The 19506-nt window shown below is 56.0% G+C and carries 23 protein-coding genes and 1 other RNA gene; 12 read left to right on the top strand and 12 right to left on the bottom strand.

What is annotated here, in order from left to right; all coding sequences use genetic code 11:
• Positions 1-38: 38 nt before the first annotated feature.
• Together apt and SB719_RS12335 are read right to left on the bottom strand one after the other, a co-directional pair.
• On the bottom strand, positions 39-590 hold the full coding sequence (gene apt, locus SB719_RS12340) for an adenine phosphoribosyltransferase (RefSeq protein ID WP_065650499.1): 552 nt from the start codon (positions 588-590) through the stop codon (positions 39-41).
• Positions 591-743: 153 nt separating this feature from the next.
• On the bottom strand, positions 744-1121 hold the full coding sequence (locus tag SB719_RS12335) for a DUF454 family protein (protein WP_065649920.1): 378 nt from the start codon (positions 1119-1121) through the stop codon (positions 744-746).
• 52 nt (positions 1122-1173) lie between these two features.
• Here SB719_RS12335 and priC point away from each other — a divergent pair, with 52 nt between their 5' ends.
• From priC to rsmS, 3 genes are read left to right on the top strand one after another with little or no spacing between them, the layout of a single operon-like run.
• Positions 1174-1686: a primosomal replication protein PriC gene (priC, locus tag SB719_RS12330; protein ID WP_065649921.1), complete on the top strand. Its 513-nt coding sequence runs from the start codon at positions 1174-1176 to the stop codon at positions 1684-1686.
• Positions 1687-1739: 53 nt separating this feature from the next.
• Positions 1740-1976 carry a hypothetical protein gene (locus SB719_RS12325; RefSeq protein ID WP_313066865.1) on the top strand — a complete coding sequence of 79 codons (237 nt, stop codon included), beginning with the start codon at positions 1740-1742 and terminating at the stop codon, positions 1974-1976.
• A gap of 10 nt (positions 1977-1986) precedes the next feature.
• Positions 1987-2142, top strand: a complete 156-nt coding sequence (rsmS, locus tag SB719_RS12320; RefSeq protein ID WP_065649923.1) for a pleiotropic regulatory protein RsmS — start codon at positions 1987-1989, stop codon at positions 2140-2142.
• Here rsmS and acrR read toward each other — a convergent pair.
• Entirely contained in the window at positions 2139-2774 is a 636-nt protein-coding gene (acrR, locus tag SB719_RS12315; protein WP_065649924.1) for a multidrug efflux transporter transcriptional repressor AcrR, read from the bottom strand. The two genes, rsmS and acrR, sit on opposite strands and share 4 nt — an antisense overlap.
• A gap of 143 nt (positions 2775-2917) precedes the next feature.
• Here acrR and SB719_RS12310 point away from each other — a divergent pair, with 143 nt between their 5' ends.
• The 4 genes from SB719_RS12310 to ykgO all read left to right on the top strand — a co-directional run bounded on the left by SB719_RS12310 (position 2918) and on the right by ykgO (position 7820).
• Complete coding sequence (locus SB719_RS12310; protein WP_412159268.1) at positions 2918-4114, top strand: efflux RND transporter periplasmic adaptor subunit; 1197 nt, start codon at positions 2918-2920, stop codon at positions 4112-4114.
• A 16-nt stretch (positions 4115-4130) separates the two neighbouring features.
• Positions 4131-7286: a multidrug efflux RND transporter permease subunit AcrB gene (locus tag SB719_RS12305; protein WP_065649926.1), complete on the top strand. Its 3156-nt coding sequence runs from the start codon at positions 4131-4133 to the stop codon at positions 7284-7286.
• A gap of 123 nt (positions 7287-7409) precedes the next feature.
• Complete coding sequence (locus SB719_RS12300) at positions 7410-7667, top strand: type B 50S ribosomal protein L31 (protein WP_039383008.1); 258 nt, start codon at positions 7410-7412, stop codon at positions 7665-7667.
• A 12-nt stretch (positions 7668-7679) separates the two neighbouring features.
• Complete coding sequence (gene ykgO, locus SB719_RS12295) at positions 7680-7820, top strand: type B 50S ribosomal protein L36 (RefSeq protein ID WP_071668939.1); 141 nt, start codon at positions 7680-7682, stop codon at positions 7818-7820.
• A 39-nt stretch (positions 7821-7859) separates the two neighbouring features.
• Here the strand turns inward: ykgO and SB719_RS12290 are convergent, their stop codons facing one another.
• Genes SB719_RS12290 through SB719_RS12280 form a run of 3 tightly spaced genes read right to left on the bottom strand, consistent with a single transcriptional unit; the run spans position 7860 to position 10237 of the window.
• Positions 7860-8738, bottom strand: a complete 879-nt coding sequence (locus tag SB719_RS12290; RefSeq protein WP_304232108.1) for a metal ABC transporter substrate-binding protein — start codon at positions 8736-8738, stop codon at positions 7860-7862.
• A gap of 21 nt (positions 8739-8759) precedes the next feature.
• On the bottom strand, positions 8760-9599 hold the full coding sequence (locus tag SB719_RS12285; protein WP_065649928.1) for a metal ABC transporter permease: 840 nt from the start codon (positions 9597-9599) through the stop codon (positions 8760-8762).
• Positions 9596-10237, bottom strand: a complete 642-nt coding sequence (locus SB719_RS12280) for a metal ABC transporter ATP-binding protein (protein ID WP_065649929.1) — start codon at positions 10235-10237, stop codon at positions 9596-9598. The genes SB719_RS12285 and SB719_RS12280 overlap by 4 nt, the downstream gene beginning before the upstream one ends.
• Before the next feature lie 327 nt (positions 10238-10564).
• On the opposite strand from SB719_RS12280, the gene SB719_RS12275 reads away from it, so the two are divergent.
• The 3 genes from SB719_RS12275 (at position 10565) to SB719_RS12265 (ending at position 11684) form a co-directional block, all read left to right on the top strand.
• Positions 10565-10918: a hypothetical protein gene (locus tag SB719_RS12275; protein ID WP_293006400.1), complete on the top strand. Its 354-nt coding sequence runs from the start codon at positions 10565-10567 to the stop codon at positions 10916-10918.
• Between the two features lie 145 nt (positions 10919-11063).
• Positions 11064-11441, top strand: coding sequence for an Hha toxicity modulator TomB (tomB, locus tag SB719_RS12270; RefSeq protein WP_039383003.1), 378 nt, complete (start codon positions 11064-11066; stop codon positions 11439-11441).
• Between the two features lie 24 nt (positions 11442-11465).
• Entirely contained in the window at positions 11466-11684 is a 219-nt protein-coding gene (locus SB719_RS12265; protein WP_065649931.1) for an HHA domain-containing protein, read from the top strand.
• Positions 11685-11788: 104 nt separating this feature from the next.
• Here SB719_RS12265 and ffs read toward each other — a convergent pair.
• An RNA gene (ffs, locus tag SB719_RS12260) (signal recognition particle sRNA small type) lies at positions 11789-11885 on the bottom strand.
• A 153-nt stretch (positions 11886-12038) separates the two neighbouring features.
• Here ffs and SB719_RS12255 point away from each other — a divergent pair.
• A complete protein-coding gene (locus tag SB719_RS12255; RefSeq protein WP_304232100.1) occupies positions 12039-12350 on the top strand; it encodes an MGMT family protein in 312 nt (103 codons plus the stop codon).
• Positions 12351-12386: 36 nt separating this feature from the next.
• On the opposite strand, the gene SB719_RS12250 is transcribed toward SB719_RS12255, so the two are convergent.
• The gene (locus SB719_RS12250) at positions 12387-12944 is read right to left on the bottom strand and encodes a YbaY family lipoprotein (protein WP_065649933.1); all 558 of its coding nucleotides are present in this window, start codon (positions 12942-12944) and stop codon (positions 12387-12389) included.
• 203 nt (positions 12945-13147) lie between these two features.
• Here SB719_RS12250 and tesB point away from each other — a divergent pair, with 203 nt between their 5' ends.
• Positions 13148-14011, top strand: coding sequence for an acyl-CoA thioesterase II (tesB, locus tag SB719_RS12245; RefSeq protein ID WP_304232098.1), 864 nt, complete (start codon positions 13148-13150; stop codon positions 14009-14011).
• A 41-nt stretch (positions 14012-14052) separates the two neighbouring features.
• Here the strand turns inward: tesB and amtB are convergent, their stop codons facing one another.
• The 4 genes from amtB to SB719_RS12225 all read right to left on the bottom strand — a co-directional run bounded on the left by amtB (position 14053) and on the right by SB719_RS12225 (position 19488).
• Positions 14053-15342: an ammonium transporter AmtB gene (amtB, locus tag SB719_RS12240; RefSeq protein ID WP_065649935.1), complete on the bottom strand. Its 1290-nt coding sequence runs from the start codon at positions 15340-15342 to the stop codon at positions 14053-14055.
• A gap of 32 nt (positions 15343-15374) precedes the next feature.
• The gene (gene glnK, locus SB719_RS12235) at positions 15375-15713 is read right to left on the bottom strand and encodes a P-II family nitrogen regulator (protein WP_003850469.1); all 339 of its coding nucleotides are present in this window, start codon (positions 15711-15713) and stop codon (positions 15375-15377) included.
• A 231-nt stretch (positions 15714-15944) separates the two neighbouring features.
• Complete coding sequence (locus SB719_RS12230) at positions 15945-17708, bottom strand: SmdB family multidrug efflux ABC transporter permease/ATP-binding protein (protein WP_412159267.1); 1764 nt, start codon at positions 17706-17708, stop codon at positions 15945-15947.
• Positions 17701-19488 (bottom strand): SmdA family multidrug ABC transporter permease/ATP-binding protein, encoded by a 1788-nt coding sequence (locus tag SB719_RS12225; protein WP_314687972.1) that lies wholly within the window; start codon positions 19486-19488, stop codon positions 17701-17703. Before SB719_RS12225 ends, SB719_RS12230 begins: the two co-directional genes overlap by 8 nt.
• Between the last annotated feature and the right edge of the window lie 18 nt (positions 19489-19506).

The raw sequence follows: 19506 nt of genomic DNA, 5'->3' as shown, positions 1-19506 counted from the left end.
AGCACTGCGCTCCGCGAAACAGCAGAGCGCAGCAGGCCTTAGTGGCCGGGGAAGCTGACGAGGCTGTAGCAGTTAACGCCCAGCGCTGTCAGGCGCGCTTCGCCGCTGAGATCGAACAGGTTAATCACAAACGCGGCGTCGCTGACTTCACCACCTGCACGGCGGATCAGTTTTACCGTTGCTTCAATCGTGCCGCCGGTGGCCAGCAGATCGTCAATCACCAGCACAACGTCGCCGGGCTTGATGGCATCTTTGTGCAGTTCCAGCGCATCAGTACCATACTCCAGCTCATAGCGCTCCTGCCAGGTTTCACGCGGCAGCTTGCCCGGTTTACGCACCGGTATAAATCCGACGCCCAGCCCCAGCGCCACGGGCGCACCAAACAGGAAGCCGCGCGCTTCTGTACCCACCACTTTGGTGATGCCTTTGTCACGATAACGCTCCACCAGAATTGAGATCGCCGCAGCATAGGCCTGCGGATCTTCCATAAGACTGGTAACGTCGCGGAACAGAATGCCCGGCTTCGGATAGTCGTGAATACTTTTGATGCTGTTTTTGATCAGTTCAAGCTGCTGCGCAGTTGCGGTCATAAAGGTTACGCCTGGAAAAATATCTAAAACGCGCAGCTTTAACAGCGCCAATACCCGGAGACCGGGTTAAGCGAAGTCGTTTCACAGAGGGAAGCTACGCACGAAGATGCCCAAATCTATGCAAACGGCGGCCTAAATGCAACCCTGACGCGGTTAATGTTGCGTTGTCTCTTCTGCCACGACCGGAATACGCCACATAAAGAGCAGCAGTATCGCTAATAACACCAGCAGCAGCAGACGCAACCACAACAGCTTCACCAGCCAGAGAGAAAATGCAAAGGTGATGACAATCAGCAGGATTGCCCGTCCTTTAGCGCCTGGCGGCATAGCGCGGTGACGCTGCCAGTGGCGCAGATAGCGGCCAAAAGGTGAACGCCACAGCAGCCAGTGGTGAAAGCGCGGCGATGAACGGGCAAAACACCAGGCCGCCAGTAACACAAATGGCGTTGTCGGGAGTAAAGGTAATACAATGCCCAGCGTGCCCAGCACTATCGCCAGCCAGCCGAGGCTTAACAGTAAAAAACGCTGCATGCCAGATGCCTGAATACTCAATATGCCTTTACGTTACCATGGAACCAAAGTGATGCCTCTTCTTTCCGCGCCTGAGCGACTGCAAAAAATTGTTGAAACGCTGCGCCAGCGTATAGCACAGCAGCCGGACGGGGCCTGCAGAGTGCCGCGCTTTGATACCGCGCTGTTTCATACGAAAGGCACCCGCCTGAGGGATTATTTGCAGGAGCTGGAGCAGAATCTGCAGCATCTGCAGCAAAAACAGCACGGCGCAGTGCAGCAGCAGTGGCTGGCGCAGCGTGTGCTGGATCAGCTGGCAGCGCTTCAGCGCGAATGCGAAAGCCAGCAGCTGCGGCCGTGGCGGGAGCGACCGCGTCATGATGCGCGCCAGCAGAAACGCACCGAGTATCTGGGGTACGAAACGCGGCTACTGGCCATGCTGCGGCAGCGCGAGGCGCATCTTGCGCAGGCAGAAACCCTGAGCGTACAGCAGCAGCTGATGCGGGAAGTAGAGCAGCTGCAGGCGCGGTTAAACCGCTGTCGCGCTGCGCTTTATCAGCTCGATCTGCCCGCTGCGCAGGCGTAGCGTCGCGCTTCTATACTTAACGCATACGTCAGAAGGAGGAACCGGTGACGCTGATGATCTGGATTGTGACGGGCCTAGTCGTGGGCTGGCTCAGGTACCTGCTGCTGCCCGGCAGGGCCGGCGGGATGATCCCCGGACTGGTTCTGGCAGCGATAGGCGCGCTGATAGGCGGTTACATTGCCACCTACTTTATGAATGGCGGGATCGGCACGCTGCATGTCGCCAGCGTGGCTGCCGCCCTGGCTGGCGCAGTGCTGATGCTGCTGGTCGTCATAAAACTACGGATATAGGAGAGAGAGTATGTCGCTTGAGCGCGCACCGGATGAGATTAAGCTTGCGGTAGATTTGATTCAGCTGCTGGAGGAGAACCAGGTGCCGCCTGCAACCGTGCTGGCCGCACTGGCGATCGTCCGGCGCGACTATGAACAGAAGCTGGCCGCCGCGCACGCAGATTAACGCGTGCTCAGCGTCGGGCTCAGCCGCAGCATATCGAGAAACGCGTCAACAATCTGCGGCGCTTCCGCTGCCAGGTCAAAGCTCTCCGGGTTAAACAGCCAGCTCTCCATCATGCCATTGATATAGCCGCGCATCAGCAGGGCTGCCTGACGGGTATTCAGCGCACCGGGCAGCTGTCCGGCCTCAATACAGCTGCGCAGCACGGTTTCAATGCGATCATAACACGCCTGCAGCAAGCCCTGCTGCATCGCCACCAGCGTTGACATTTCACCCACAAACTCGCATTTATGGAAGATAATCTCCATAAGTGCGCGTCTTTGTGCATCCTTTGCCGTGGCGTCAAGGATATAGATCAGCATCGAACGCATCACAGAAAGTGGATCGTCCGGATATTTTGTCTGATACTCAAGTTCCACATCGTCCAGCCCGGCGTCGCAGCGCAGCCAGATTTCCTGTAACAGATCGGCTTTATTTTTAAAGTGCCAGTAAATGGCACCGCGCGTGACGCCAGCCGCTGCGGCGATATCAGCCAGCGACGTGGCGGCAACACCCTGTTCAGAAAAGTGTGCTAATGCGGCATCAAGAATTTGATTACGCGTTTCAAGTGCTTGCGCTTTGGTTTTTCGTGCCATAGGGAGCTGTTTTTACAAACTGGCAAGTTTACATACATTTGTGAATGTATGTACCATAGCATGACCCGTGTTTTAACGCAGCAATGGGTTTATCGGTTTGTGATCCATTGATCATTTGATATCGGACACTAGAGGTTTTATTTATGAATAAAAACAGAGGGTTAGTGCCTCTGGCGGCCGCCATGATGCTTTCAGGCAGCTTTTTGTTAACAGGATGTGATGGTGATAAATCTCAGCAAGCCGGCCAGCAACAGCAGCAGCCGCCGGAAGTCGGGGTGGTCACCTTAAAAGCTGAACCCCTGAAGGTCACTACTGAACTGCCCGGACGCACTTCTGCGTTTCGCGTTGCAGAAGTCCGTCCTCAGGTGTCGGGTATCATTCTGAAGCGTAATTTTGTTGAAGGCAGTGATATTAAAGCGGGCCAGTCGCTGTATCAGATCGATCCTGCTACCTATCAGGCGGCTTACGACAGTGCCAAAGGCGATTTAGCTCAGGCGCAGGCAAATGCCCGCGTAGCACAGCTCACCATTAAACGTTACAAGCCGCTGCTCGGCACCAAATATATCAGTCAGCAGGATTATGATAACGCTGCGGCAACTGCCGCGCAGACGGCTGCTGCCGTGCAGGCTGCTCAGGCTAACGTTGAAACCGCCCGTATTAATCTTGCCTACACCAAAGTGACGTCACCTATCAGCGGTCGTATCGGCAAATCGTCCGTCACGGAAGGTGCCCTGGTCTCCAATGGTCAGACTAACGCGCTCGCGACCGTGCAGCAGCTGGATCCTATGTACGTAGATGTGACGCAGTCCAGCGACGACTTTCTGCGCCTGCGTGCCGAACTGGAAGCGGGTCAGCTGAAACAGACCGATGGTAAAGCTAACGTCACTCTGCTGATGCAGGATGGTAGCCCTTACAAACAGCAAGGGACGCTGGAGTTTTCCGATGTCACCGTCGATGAAACCACCGGTTCGATTACGCTGCGTGCCATCTTCCCGAATCCGGATAACCGTCTGCTGCCGGGTATGTTTGTGCGTGCCCGTCTGGATGAAGGCGTGAACCCTACTGCACTGCTGGTGCCGCAAACCGGCGTGACCCGTACGCCAACCGGCGATGCCAGCGCGATGGTCGTCGGCGCAGACAACAAAGTAGAAGTACGTAAGATCACTGCAAATCAGGCATTTGGTGACAAATGGCTGGTTACCGATGGTCTGAAAGAGGGCGACCGCGTGATTACCGTCGGTATTCAGCGTGCTAAAGCGGGTGCGCAGGTTACGCCAAAAGAGGTCTCAGATGATGCTAAGGCAGCCCAGGAATCTCAGTCTGCCAAATCATCGTCATAACAGGAGCCGTTGATACATGGCTAAGTTCTTTATCGATCGCCCCATTTTTGCCTGGGTGCTTGCCATCATTATTATGATGGCGGGTGCGCTGTCGATCATCAGCCTGCCGATTGAGCAATATCCCAATGTTGCGCCACCGGCGGTTGAGATCCAGGCCTCTTATCCGGGTGCGGATGCAAAAACGCTGCAGGATTCTGTTACGCAGGTTATTGAACAGAATATGAACGGCATCGACGGGCTGATGTATATGTCCTCGAGCAGTGACTCATCCGGTACGCTGACGCTGACGCTGACCTTCCAGTCCGGCACCGACGCGGATATCGCGCAGGTGCAGGTGCAGAACAAGCTGCAGCTGGCGATGCCGCTGCTGCCGCAGGAAGTACAGCAACAGGGGATTCAGGTTAAAAAATCCTCCAGCAGCTTCCTGATGGTAGCGGGTTTTGTCAGTGATGATGGCAGCATGACGCAGAACGATATTGCGGACTATGTTGCGTCTAACATCAAAGATCCTATCAGCCGTACCACCGGTGTAGGTGATACCCAGGTGTTTGGTGCGCAGTATGCAATGCGCATCTGGCTCGATCCGCATAAGCTGAACAATTACCAGCTGACGCCGGTTGACGTGATCAGCGCACTGCAGACGCAGAACACCCAGGTTGCCGCCGGTCAGCTCGGTGGTACGCCGCCGGTACCTGGCCAGCAGCTCAACGCTTCTATCATTGCCCAGACCCGTCTGACCTCAACCGATGAGTTTGGCAACATCATGCTCAAGGTGAACCAGGATGGTTCGCAGGTGCGCCTGCGCGACGTGGCAAAAATTGAACTGGGTGGTGAAAACTACGAGGTTATTGCCCGCTATAACGGCAAGCCTGCATCCGGTATCGGTATCAAGCTGGCTACCGGGGCTAACGCTCTGGATACGGCAGAAGCGGTGAAAGCCGAGCTGGGTAAGCTGGAGCCGTTCTTCCCGTCAGGCATGAAGACTGTCTATCCGTATGACACCACGCCGTTTGTAAAAATCTCGATCTTCGAAGTGGTTAAAACGCTGTTTGAAGCGATTGTGCTGGTGTTCCTGGTAATGTATCTGTTCCTGCAGAACTTCCGCGCCACGCTAATCCCGACCATCGCCGTACCGGTGGTGCTGCTGGGTACCTTCGCTATCATCAGCGCCTTTGGCTACTCCATTAACACGCTCACGATGTTTGGTATGGTGCTCGCTATCGGCCTGCTGGTGGATGACGCCATCGTGGTGGTCGAGAACGTTGAGCGCGTGATGGCGGAAGAGGGACTGCCGCCGAAAGAGGCGACCAAACGCTCCATGGAGCAGATTCAGGGCGCGCTGGTTGGTATCGCGCTGGTGCTCTCTGCCGTGTTTATTCCCATGGCGTTCTTTGGTGGCTCGACCGGGGTTATCTACCGTCAGTTCTCGATTACTATCGTTTCGGCGATGGCGCTGTCGGTTCTGGTCGCGCTGATCCTCACCCCTGCCCTCTGTGCCACCATGCTGAAACCGATTAAAAAAGGTGAGCATGGTAAAACCACCGGCTTCTTCGGCTGGTTTAACCGCATGTTCGACAAAAGTACCAATCACTATGTCGATAGCGTCAGCCATATTATCCGCAGTACCGGCCGCTATCTGGTGATCTATCTGGTCATTGTTCTTGGCATGGCGTGGCTGTTCCTGAAGCTGCCAACCTCCTTCCTGCCGGAAGAAGATCAGGGACTGTTACTGGCACAGGCGCAGCTTCCAGCCGGTGCGACCCAGGAACGCACCCAGAAAGTGCTGGATCAGGTGACCGATTACTTCCTCACTAAAGAGAAAGATAGCGTAAATTCCGTGTTCACCGTCAACGGCTTTGGCTTTGCCGGCCGTGGCCAGAACACCGGTATCGCGTTTGTCAGCCTGAAGCCGTGGGATGAGCGTGGCAGCGCCGATCTGAAAGTACCGGCCATTGCCGGGCGTGCCATGGGTGCGCTGGGTCAGATTAAAGATGCCATGGTCTTCCCGTTCAACCTGCCGGCTATTATCGAACTGGGTAACGCTACCGGTTTTGACTTCCAGCTGATTGACCAGGGCAACCTGGGCCATGAAAAGCTGACCGAAGCGCGAAACCAGCTGTTTGGCATGATTGCCCAGCATTCAGATACGCTGGTTGGCGTACGTCCGAATGGCCTGGAAGATACGCCGCAGTACAAGCTGATTATCGATCAGGAAAAAGCGCAGGCGCTGGGGGTATCGCTCTCTGATATCAACACTACGCTGGGTGCCGCCTGGGGGGGATCCTACGTCAATGACTTCATCGATCGCGGTCGCGTGAAGAAAGTGTACGTTATGGGTAAAGCGGATGCGCGTATGCTGCCGGATGACATTGGCAAATGGTATGTGCGTAACAGCGCCGGCAATATGGTGCCTTTCTCCGCCTTCTCCTCTGCAAAATGGCAGTATGGCTCGCCGCGTCTGGAGCGTTATAACGGTCTGCCTTCCATGGAGATCCTTGGTCAGGCTGCACCGGGCAAGAGTTCGGGTGATGCGATGGATATGATGGAGGAGCTGGCGTCGAAGCTGCCAACCGGTATTGGCTACGACTGGACCGGCATGTCCTATCAGGAACGTCTGTCAGGTAATCAGGCTCCGGCGCTCTATGCTATCTCGCTAATTGTGGTCTTCCTCTGTCTGGCGGCACTCTATGAGAGCTGGTCTATTCCGTTCTCGGTCATGCTGGTCGTGCCGCTCGGTGTCATTGGTGCGCTGATCTTCACCACCCTGCGCGGACTCAGTAACGACGTCTACTTTGTGGTCGGACTGCTGACCACGATAGGTCTTTCCGCCAAGAACGCCATTCTGATCGTCGAATTTGCGAAAGATTTGATGGATAAAGAGGGCAAAGGTCTGGTGGAAGCGACGCTGGAAGCGGTACGTATGCGTCTGCGCCCGATTCTGATGACCTCACTGGCGTTTATCCTCGGCGTACTGCCGCTGGCAATCAGCAGCGGTGCCGGCTCCGGTGCGCAGAACGCAGTCGGTACCGGCGTAATGGGCGGCATGGTTACCGCTACCGCGCTGGCAATCTTCTTTGTGCCGGTCTTCTTCGTGGTGGTGCGTCGCCGCTTCAGCAAGCATAAAGCAGATCTGGAAGAGGGGCATCATCCAGCGGAACAAGCGAAACACTGAGTGACTCCTTAATGAAAAAGGCCGCAGATGCGGCCTTTTTTTATGCTGCCTGATGCGGGTTGCAATCGTGCGATAACGGGCGCATAATATTGTTATATTATAACATTACATAGGAGCTTTCACATGAAGCCTGATATCCATCCGCACTACCGTCCGGTACTGTTCCATGACACCACCGCTGATGAGTATTTTAAAGTGGGATCAACCATCAAGACTGAACGTACCATAGAGTTTGAAGGCGAAGTTCTGCCCTACGTGACGCTGGATGTCTCCTCAAAATCGCACGTTTACTATACCGGTAAACAAAAAGAGTTTGCCAAAGAGGGCAGCGCGGCGCGCTTCAATAAGCGTTTTGGCAGCTTCCTGACGCGCACGAAATAAAGGAGTAAGACGATGCAGGTCGTGAGTTCACTTCGGTCGGCTAAAACCCGCCACCGGGATTGCAAAGTGGTACGACGTAAAGGCCGTATCTATGTGATTTGCAAATCCAACCCACGTTTCAAAGCGGTTCAGGGAAGAAAGAAAAAGCGCTGATGTGTTGTGAGAGTTTGGCCGGGATGCTCCCCGGCTTTTTTATTGCATGCTTTTCAGCATTGCTTCTGCGTTATGCCTGAACGCTGCCGTATAGGTCGCAGCCGGACCACCGGCAGCAGAGAGCGCCTCCGGATAGAGTTCGCCGCCGGGCTCTGCGCCTGATTCGCGAGCAATCTGTTTAACCAGGCGCGGATCGGTCTGGTTTTCAATAAAGTAGCGACGGATATGTTCACGCCTGAGCTGCTGAACAATCTGCGCGACGTCGCTGGCGCTGGCCTCTGCTTCCGTGGAGAAGCCCACCGGTGCCAGAAAGGTAACGCCATAACGCTGTCCGAAGTAGCCAAACGCATCGTGGCTGGTCAGAACTTTGCGCGCGCTGCGCGGTACGGCGTCAAACGCGGATTTAGCCCAGCTGTCGAGCTGCTGCAGCTGCTGGATATAGCGCTCGCCGCTGCGCTGAATGTCTGCGGCGTCCTGCGGATCGGCTTTCATTAGCGCCTGCATCACGTTGCGCGCATAAATTTCACCGTTCTGCAGACTGTTCCAGGCGTGCGGATCGGTGACGGTGCTGCCCTCCTCTTCCATCGTACGCGTGCTGATGCCGCTGGATGCCACGACCACATCGCCGCGGTAGCCTGAAGCCGTGATCAGACGATCCATCCACCCTTCCAGACCCAGACCGCTGACAAATACCACGCTGGCCTGCGCCAGCGCCTGACTATCCTGTGGCGAAGGCTCAAAGGTGTGCGGGTCGCCATCCGGCCCGACCAGCGAAGTAACTCGCACATGATCGCCGCCAACCTGCTTTACGATATCGGCCAGCACGGTAAAACTGGCTACGGTATTGATAGTATTGGCCTGCGTGAACGGACTAACCAGCATCGCGCTGGTTAACAGACTCAGTGCAACAAACTTCATGTGTATCCCCTTATCATTGTATTAACGACGGCGCAGCACGCCGCCGCATGGCCCTGTCAGAACAGAGAGCAGAAACAGCCCGGCCGCACTCAGCACCACGGCTGGACCGGCAGGCAGCGAGTAGTACCAGGAGAGCATCAGCCCGCTTAATGCAGCAGCGATGGCCAGCAGCACAGCGATAAACAGCAGCGGAGTGAGCCGCCGGCTCCAGAAGCGGGCGCTGATAGCGGGCAGCATCATTAGCCCGACTGACATCAGCGTGCCCAGAATTTGAAAGCCAGCGACCAGGTTGAGTACAACCAGCAGCAGAAACAGTCCCTGTACCAGCGGTGCGCTCCAGCGGTTCTGCACCCGCAGGAAATCGGGATCAAAGGCGTCAATCACCAGCGGCCGGAAAATCAGCGCCAGCGTCAGAAGCGTGAACGCGGCGATAGCGGCTACCAGAATAAGTGCATGACTGTCCACCGCCAGCAGCGAACCAAACAGCACGTGCAGCAGATCCACGCTGGAGCCGCGCAGCGAAACCAGCGTGACACCCAGCGCCAGCGAGCCAAGATAGAATCCGGAAAAGCTGGCATCCTCTTTTAACGGGGTGTAGCGACTGACGGCACCGGAGAGCAGTGCCACGATCAGCCCCGCCAGCAGTCCGCCTGCGCCCATCGCCACCAGCGACAGACCTGAGAGCAGATAGCCTATCGCCGCACCGGGTAATATCGCATGTGATAACGCATCGCCTATCAGGCTCATACGGCGCAGCGACAGAAACACGCCCAGTGGAGTAGCGCTCAGCGCCAGCGCAATACAGGCCACCAGCGCCCGACGCATAAAGCCAAATTCAATGAAAGGCTGCAGCAGCGTCATGATGTCACCTGCGCGCTCGTCGTCGTGCGGTCCAGCGATAACTCTGCGCTGAAGTAACGGCTGACCAGCGGTCTGTCGTGCAGGACCACCAGCAGCGTCGTGCCCTGCTGCTGCTGCTGCCGGAGCAGGGCCATCAGCAGGGTAACGGTAGATGCATCAATAGCGCTGAAAGGCTCATCCAGCAGCCAGACCCGGCTCTGCTGCATCAGAAGCCGGGCAAACAGGATCCGCTGCAGCTGGCCGCCAGATAGCATGGCAGGCTGCGCATCAGCAAATGCCCGCATCTGTACGGCGTCCAGCGCAGCGTCAATCTCTTTGCGCAGCGCCCGGTTAAGGCCGCCAAACCAGCCGCAGCGTGGCCAGCAGCCGGTAGCCACCAGTTCATACACCGTAAGCGGAAAACGTATTTCCAGCTCACTGCGCTGTGGCAGCCAGCCAATGGCGCTGGCAGGCACGCTGATCAGGCAGGAGCCGGAAACGGGTGCTATCACACCCGCCAGCGTCTTCAGCAGCGTTGATTTTCCGCTGCCGTTTGCGCCGGTCAGTGCTGTCATGCTGCCCGCAGTCAGTTCTCCGTCGGGAATTGCTGTTATCGCCTGCCCGCGGTATCCGACATGCAGCTGATTAAAATGAATCATGCTCTGATCCCCCAGAGGAGACAGAGCGCCAGCACAGTGATGAGCATCATGACAACCATCAGACGTCTGCCGACGGAAAGTAATATACCGCTGTTACGCATAGCCTTTACCATTACGTTATAACATAACAATATGGTAACGGGTTTACCGGCAAAGAATGTACAAAGAAGTGTTTCAAAAATTGATCGCTGCTGAAAGTGGCTTCATCGGGCAGATGAGCTGATGATACGGCCCATTGCAATAATCGCCGTTAACATTAACGACCTGCTTGCATTACCACCAGCAAGACTCAATGATAGCGTTACGATCTTTTTTACGGGATACGCTATGCAGGCTATTATTAATGCGAACGTTGCGACAGGTGAACATGACTGTGACAAACTTCGCAGCATCATTCAGGGGAATATTCTTAAAATAGCGGAAGCACTGGCCGGTGAGTTAGGCTGGTATTCGCAGAATGCCCAATTAGTTCCCGAAAGTTTTCAGGTCATTTCTATTAAAGCTGTTAATTCAGATAGTTTTAAAATGCTTTATGAATTTTCCTGGGATCTATTTAACCCCTGTCTGGATTTGAACGAAACCTTTACCCGACATGAAGAAGTCAGATTCCATGTAAAGCCCGGAGCACTGGTGTTTGATGTGATTGACAATTCGCGTCTCTCGCCTGCTGATGAATTGTAATATTTAGTAATTGAGGTGAGCAAAACTAATGATTGTGGATTACATTTAACAGGTCGCTGAATTATTTTTATTCGTGATCGCTCCCTGGTAGCTCTTTTAAAACTCGCCGCGCTGCGGCTCCTGTGCTCGCTATGGAGGGAAAAAGATGGACGAATACTCACCGAAACGGCATGATATTGCCCAGCTTAAATTCTTGTGTGAAAACCTGTATGACGAGAGCATGGCTACCCTGAGCGAAAATCATCGCGACTGGGTGAACGATCCTGCTTCTTCAGCTAATTTACAGCTCAACGATTTTATTGAGCATATTGCTTCTTTCACCATGAATTACAAAATTAAGCATACGGAAGATGAGTCGCTGATTTCACAAATTGACGAATATCTTGATGATACCTTTATGCTTTTTAGCAGTTACAGTATCAATGCAAAGGATCTTCAGCGCTGGCAGCGCTCCGCTAAGCGCTTATTTAATATTTTTGCCGAAGAGTGTGCTTATCTTCAGCAACCGAGCCATTCCTTTTAGCATCAGAGTGAGAATATTTTTTTCATGAGCAATCAAATCCTGACCAAGACCGACTATTTGATGCGCCTGCGTCGTTGTCGTTCAATTGACACCCTTGAGCGGGTCATCGAAAAAAATAAGTATGAATTACCGGACAGTGAACTGGCAGTATTCTATTCAGCGGCCGATCATCGTCTTGCTGAACTGACCATGAACAAACTTTACGATAAAGTACCAGGTTCTGTGTGGAAATATGTTCGTTAGGTGACGCTGCTTCTGTTGCCGGGCAGTAAAACCGGAATAAGGCAAAGGAGTGCCGGAATGCCCTGGGCAGGCGTGGCTATTTGATGGCCTGAAATGGGTGGAGGCCCTGCCAGCTACATCCCGGCACACGCGTCGCCTGCTGCGGCTGCTTCCTTCCGGACCTGACCGAGTTCACAAGTTAGCGTTGCGGGAGAACCAACAGGGCCTCCATTGAGTGCCCCCTTATCGGGAGCGGGGGCATTATCAGCGAACGCCTGTGCAATTGCAAGGGTAAGCCAGACAACCGTTGTTTTCTTGAACAGGCAGCCGCTGTTCACTCCCCTGCTTCCGCTTTCTTTTTTATTACACTGAATGATGAATGATTCGCTAAATTTTCCCGCGCGCGTCTGGCACATTGTGGCAGCGATACCGCGTGGTCAGGTGACCACCTATGGTGACATTGCCTTACTGGCGGGTTCGCCGCGGGCGGCTCGTCAGGTTGGGGGCGTATTGCGCCGTCTGCCGCCCGGGAGCACGCTGCCCTGGCATCGCGTTGTTAACCGACACGGACATATTTCTCTGCAGGGCGACGACCTGCGGCGTCAGCGTGAGGCGCTGGAGGCAGAAGGGGTAAACGTCAGTGAGGAGGGTGAGATTGATATGGCACGTTATCGCTGGAAAATTTGATCAGCAGGCCCAGGACAGGCCCGCTGATACTGCAGGTTACAGGCTGGTCGGAGCCGGCACTGAAGCGGATGGCGTTACCTGAGTGGGTGATGTCGACGGAACCGTGGTAGCGGCACCCGGCTGGGTTGGCATCGCGCGATTGGCTACCGGCACCAGCAGCAGTTCAGCTTTGGTACCGCCCTGGGTGATAACCGGCTTCACCGTATCGGTTACAAACGCCAGTTTGCCATCCATGGTGATAGCTGCGCTCAGCAAAATGCGTGCATCTGGCTGAATGTCTGCCGGATTAAAGGGCAGAATAAACTGGAAAGGTGACTGTTTGCCTTCGGTACGTACGGCACGCTGTGCCAGCACTTTAGAAGGCGCATCTGCCAGCGACGCGTCTGCCAGCGTCACAGTCAGTACCGCATCCGGCGGCAGCGCAATGCGCTGACGGATATAAACAGAACCACTTACGTTAGGCTGCTTGATAGCCGACTGCTGGCCGGCAACCGCCGAGCCGAGCGTAGGTGTCGGAACCGGTTTGCTGTGGTCAGCACACCCTGTAATAGCCGCAGCCAGTGTCATACCGCTAATAACCTGCCAGAGTTTCATCGATGTCGTCTCCTTATGAACACTATGATTGTCGGCGGTTAATTGTTTAACGGGTATTTCAACCGCCGATTGCTCTTAATTCTGGCACAGAAATCCGCATTGCGCCTGACCCGTCGCCCGTCACCAGAAATCAGCGCAAACCCGTTGCGCAAACTGGTCGGATCTTTCACACTTGCGCCATATCTGCTGATGAGGACATGACTATGAGTCAGGCGCTGACTAACCTGCTTACGCTGTTAAATCTGGAAAAACTGGAAGAGGGCCTGTTCCGCGGGCAGAGTGAAGATCTCGGTCTGCGTCAGGTGTTTGGCGGTCAGGTTGTGGGCCAGGCGCTCTATGCCGCCAAACAGACGGTGCCGGAAGATCGCATTATCCATTCATTTCATAGCTATTTTTTGCGTCCCGGCGACAGCCATAAAGCGATTATTTATGATGTTGAAACGCTGCGCGACGGCAAAAGCTTCAGCGCGCGCCGCGTCAGTGCAGTACAGAATGGCCAGCCTATTTTCTATATGACTGCCTCATTTCAGGCCCCTGAAACCGGGTTTGAGCATCAGAACAGCATGCCTGCAGTACCCGGACCGGACGAACTGCCTTCCGAACGCGATCTGGCACAAAAACTTGCCGCGCATTTGCCGCTGAAGCTGAAAGAGAAATTTCTTGCTGAGCGGCCACTGGATATTCGTCCGGTGCAGATCCACAACCCGTTAAAGGGCCACGTAGCTGAGCCGGTGCGCCAGGTCTGGCTGCGCGCCAATGGTCAGATGCCCGACGATCTTCGCATACATCAATATGTACTGGGCTACGCCTCCGATCTCAATTTTTTGCCGGTGGCGCTGCAGCCGCATGGCAAAGGGTTTCTGGAAGCCGATATGCAGGTGGCCACGATCGATCACTCTATGTGGTTTCACCGCCCGTTTGATCTCTCAGAATGGCTGCTTTACAGCGTGGTGAGCACGTCTGCCTCTGGCGCACGTGGCTTTGTACGCGGCGAGTTCTATACGCAGGACGGCACGCTGGTGGCAACCACGGTGCAGGAAGGCGTCATGCGTCAGCGCGACGCATAAAAAAAGGGGCGATCCGAACGCCCCTTTTCTTCGGTTTCAGCTTACTGGTTATACGCGTTTTCGCCGTGGCTGTTTACATCCAGACCCTCACGCTCCTGCTCTTCCGGTACCCGCAGGCCGACAATCACATCCGCCAGCTTGAAGCCGATAAAGGCCACCACACCGGACCAGACTACGGTCACGATACAGCTGAAGATCTGGACCCAGACCTGATGCCCCATAGTGACGCCTTCCGCATAGCCAACGCCACCCAGTGAGCCGGAGGCGAAGACGCCGGTCAGAATGCAGCCGAGGATGCCGCACACGCCGTGCACGCCAAAGACATCGCAGGGGTCATCAACGCGCAGCCATCTTTTCAGCGTCGTGACGCCCCAGATGCCCGCGAGCCCGCCCGCCAGACCAATGATCAGTGCGCCACCGACGCCCACGTAGCCACAGGCTGGCGTAATGGCAACCAGGCCGGCGATAAAGCCCGAGCAGGCACCCAGCAGCGAGGGCTTACCGCGCAGCGCCCATTCACCAAAGACCCAGGAGAGTACGGCACCTGCGGTGGCAACGACGGTGTTCACAAACGCCAGCGCAGCAATTTCATTAGCTGATGAAGCAGAACCGGCGTTAAAACCAAACCAGCCGACGTAGAGAATGGCCGTGCCAAGAAACACCATGGGCAGGTTATGCGGTTTGAACGCTTCTTTGCCAAAACCTGCACGTTTACCCACCAGATAAGCGCCCACCAGACCCGCAACAGCGGCGTTGATATGCACTACAGTGCCGCCGGCAAAATCCAGCGCGCCATCCTGCGCCAGATAACCGCCGCCCCAGACCATATGCGCAATCGGCAGATAAGAGAGCGTCAGCCAGACACCGACAAAAATCAGCACCGCTGAGAAGCGAATACGCTCTGCCAGTGCGCCTACGATCAACCCGACGGTAATACAGGCAAATGAAGCCTGAAACGCGACGTGAATATATTGATAAAAGCTGCCCATCACGGCTTTCAGCTCAATGTTTTTCAGCATCACCCACTGGAAGTTACCGAAAAAGGCGTTGCCCTCACTGAACGCCAGCGAGTAGCCATACACAACCCATAATACGCAGACCAGGGCAAAGGTAACGGCAACCTGTGTGAGCATGGATAAGACGTTTTTGCCGCGGATCAGGCCGCCATAAAACAGCGCGATGCCGGGGATCGTCATAAAAAGTACCAGCGCGGTACAAATCATCATAAAGGCGTTGTCCGCTTTATCCGCGACCGCAGGGGCAGCAGCCAGCGTCAGAGTGGGTAACAGCGCCAGGCTGGCAAGGCCCAGTTTCATCATCATTTTTTTCATTCTTTTCATCCCATCTCAAGTCAGAACCCGGATCAGAGCGCCGCTTCGTCAGTTTCACCGGTACGGATACGTATCACCCGCTGCAGCTCAGCGACGAAGATTTTGCCGTCGCCAATTTTGCCGGTGTAGGCCGCTTTACTGATGACATCAACCACTTCATCCAGCTGGTCATCTGCAATCGCAATATCAATTTTTACTTTTGGCAGGAAGTTAACGCTGTACTCAGCCCCGCGATAGAGTTCGGCATGCCCTTTCTGGCGGCCAAAACCTTTAACTTCAGATACCGTCAGTCCCTGAATGCCGATGGAGGATAGCGCCTCGCGGACATCCTCCAGCTTGAATGGTTTGATTACCACGGTAACCAGCTTCATACGTCCCCTCCGGATTAAACACAACTGCACGATGTATACGCAGTGGTTGAAGCAAAGGGTGTGCCAGAAATGCAAAACGCCTGTTATTGCGCTGGCGGTGCAGGTTCAGCCCGGCGCAATACTGCCGGGCTGAATGAAGGGTGCGGAGCCTGCACCTCTTTGGTGCTCAGGGCATTAAAGCGGTGCAGAAGTGAAGGAGGAGCGGGTCAGCATGAACAAAAAAGGTGCAATTCAGGCAGGTGCGCCCGCCGCCAGCTGTTCACCTGCCTGCTGCAGCTGATACATCTGCCAGTAGCGGCCCTGCTGCGCCAGCAGCTCTGCATGCGTCCCGCGCTCCGCGATATGGCCACGATGCAACACCAGAATCTGCTCCGCCTCCATAATCGTCGAGAGCCGGTGCGCAATGACCACCAGCGTGCTGTGCTGGCGCAGGGTGCGCAGCGCCTGCTGAATGGCCTGCTCAGTGCCGGAATCGATGTTCGCGGTGGCTTCATCGAGGATCAGGATCTGCGGCGGCGCGACCAGCACGCGGGCCAGCGCCAGCAGCTGTTTCTGTCCCACTGACAGCGTATTGCCCTGCTCCCCCAGCCGGGTATGAATACCGTCCGGCAGCGCACGGGCCAGCGCAGCAAGCTGCACGCTCTCCAGCACCTGCCATACCCGGGCTTCAGGGATCGCACGCCCCAGCTGCACATTAGCCAGCAGCGTATCGGCCAGCACGACCGGATCCTGCTGTACCATAGCAATGCCGTTGCGCAGTGCGTCGTGCGAGAGCGAAGAAACCGGACGACCGTCCAGCTCGATTATTCCGTGTTTTAACGGGTAGTAACCCATCAGCAGGTTTGCCAGCGTGCTTTTGCCACTGCCGGTATGTCCGACCAGCGCCACAAAGCCGCGCGACGGCACGCTGAAGGTGATGTTGCTCAGCACGTCGCGGTCATCGCGGTAGGCGAAACTGACGTCGCGCAGCGCAATGTCTCCGGAGCGCAGCGGGGCACTCTCACTGCCATACCCCTGCTGATGCGCATCAACCAGTTCAAATATGCGCTCACCCGATACCACCGCCTGCTGCAGCATCGACTGCTGCGTGGTCAGTTCGATCAGCGGCTCATTCAGCCGGCCCAGATAGGTGATGAAGGCGTAAAGCACGCCGACCTCAAAGGCGCCGGGGGAAGCAAAGCTGAACAGCAGTAGCAGACCGCACAAAATCAGTGCAGAAAAGAGGCTAAGCAGCGGACGCAGCAAAAATCCGTCCAGTCGCAGCGTCTGCATGCGCGCCATATAGTGGGCACGACTCGCCTCGCTCATCCGTGCACCAAAGCGCGCCTGCTGCCGAAACTGCTGGATCACGCTCATGCCGTTGATCACTTCATTAAAGCCGTTGTTGATATCCGCCAGATAGCTGCGAACCCGGCGGGCAATCGGCGTACTGTAACGCTGATAGATCAGCATCACGGTCAGCACCAGTGGGAAAATAACCAGCGCCACCAGCGCCATACGCCAGTCGAGCGAAAACATGGCGACCAGCATCGTGCCAATCAGCGCGGCACTGCGCAGCACGGTGGCAACCACAGTGACATAGAGATCTTTGATCACCTCGGTGTCATTAGTGACGCGCGAAATAATCTGCCCTACCGGCTGGGTATCGAATGCGCTCAGCGGCTGGCGCAGCGCCGCGTTCATGACATCAACGCGCAGCTGCTGCACCACCCCGATTGCCGCCCGGTTAAACAGCAGCGCCTGAAAATAGTGCAGCGCCGCTGCCATCAGCTGCAGCATAATAAAGCTCACCAGTAATCCCGCCACAATGCCCCACGGCATCTGATGTCTGGCAATCAGGTGATCGATAAAATAGCTGACCAGCACCGGGCCGGTCACCTCGGCGGCGGCGGCCAGCCAGAGCATGCCGGTTGCCAGCCACAGTGAACGGCGCCAGGGTTTTCCGTAGGCCAGCAGCCGTTTCAGCGTCGGCCACAGCCGCTGCGACTTAGCCATGCTGCGCTCCTGTTGCGGTTTCATCTTTGCTTTCACTCTCATCATCATCCAGCGCCGCTTCCAGCTGCTGATAGCGGTACATATCGCGATACCAGCCCGGCTGCGCCGCCAGCTGGTCATGATCGCCACGCTGCGCAATGCGCCCCTGCTGCAGTACCAGAATTTCACTCGCTTCGGTTAGCGCTGAGAGGCGGTGCGCGCTGATAATCACCGTGCGGTTCTGCCCCCAGATACGCAGGTTATGCAGAATGTCATGTTCAGTACGCCCATCTACCGCAGAAAGCGCATCATCCAGAATCAGGATCTCCGCCTCCAGCAGCAGCGCCCGGGCAATCGCAATACGCTGCTTCTGTCCGCCCGAAAGCATAACGCCGCGCTCTCCGACTTCTGTCTCATAGCCTTGCGGCAGACGCAGAATATCCTCATGCACGCAGGCCATTTTTGCTGCCTGCTCAATCTGCTGCTGCGTGGCGTCGGGGCGTCCCAGCGCCAGATTGTTTGCCACGCTGTCAGAAAACAGAAACGGCGTCTGGCTGACGACTGCCAGGCGGCTGCGCCAGCTGTCAAGCTGCAGCTGCACCAGCGGCAGCTCGCCGTAGCAGATCCCGCCCCGATCGACATCGAAGTGGCGCTGAATGAGACTGAGCAGCGTACTTTTGCCGCAGCCGGTGGGGCCGCATAATCCCAGCATCTGCCCCGGCTGCAGCTGCGCATGAATATTCTGCAGTACGGCATTTTCTGTACCCGGGTAGTGAAAGGCGTCAATGGCGAGCTGCAGCGCAGCCGGCTCAGGCGGTAACGCCAGAGTGCCATCAACCACGGCCGGCGCTTCAGCCAGCAGCGCACGAATACGGCTCCAGGCCGCACTGCCGCGCTCCACGATATTGATCATCCACGCCAGCGCCAGCATCGGCCAGATCATCAGTCCGAGATACATCACAAAGCTGGTGAGCTGGCCCAGCGTCAGAGTACCGTGCCATACCATCCAGCCGCCGCCGGCGATCGCCAGCAGATTAGAGAACCCAACGGCCACATAGATAATGGGATCGAATCGCGCGTCCACCCGCGCCACATGCAGATTTTTACGTCCGGTATCGCTGGCGATGTCAGCAAACTGCTGCGACTGATGATCTTCCAGGCCAAACGCTTTGATCATACGGATACTGGTCAGGCTCTCCTGCGTCTGATCGTTCAGGCTTGAGAACGCCGCCTGCGCGACTTTAAAGCGCTGATGCAGTCGCGAACCATCTTTCTGGATCGCCAGCGCCATAAAGGGCATCGGGATCAGCGCCAGCAGCGTAAGCTGCCAGCTTATCTGCGTACTCATTACCGCCAGTACCACCAGCCCCATGACCAGTGAGTCCACCAGCGTCAGCACCCCTTCCCCCGCCGCAAACACCACGCGGTCCACATCATTGGTGGCGCGTGCGATGAGATCGCCTGTGCGATGACGCAGATAGAACGCAGGATGCTGCCGGCTCAGCTGACGATAAAAATCCTCGCGCAGTTCAACCGCCAGCTGATACGAGGCGCCAAACAGCAGCACGCGCCAGACATAGCGCAGCAGATAAACAATAACCGCGGTGAGCAGCATGACGCCGATCCATAGCATAATCTGCCTGGCAGAGAGCTGCTGCTGCGTGACGCCATCCACAATAACGCCCACCAGGTGCGGCGGGATCAGCTGCAGTAACGCGATAATAATAAGCAGGCAAACAGCACCGGCATAGCGGCGCCACTCACGCAGGAAATACCAACTAAGCTGGCTGAATAATCGCACAATCTCTCTCTTTATTTA

Source organism: Pantoea sp. SIMBA_079, assembly GCF_046940275.1.
Lineage (GTDB): Bacteria > Pseudomonadota > Gammaproteobacteria > Enterobacterales > Enterobacteriaceae > Pantoea > Pantoea borealis.
The sequence above is the reverse complement of the archived record's forward strand: the minus strand, read 5'-3'. Positions and strand labels throughout refer to the sequence as shown.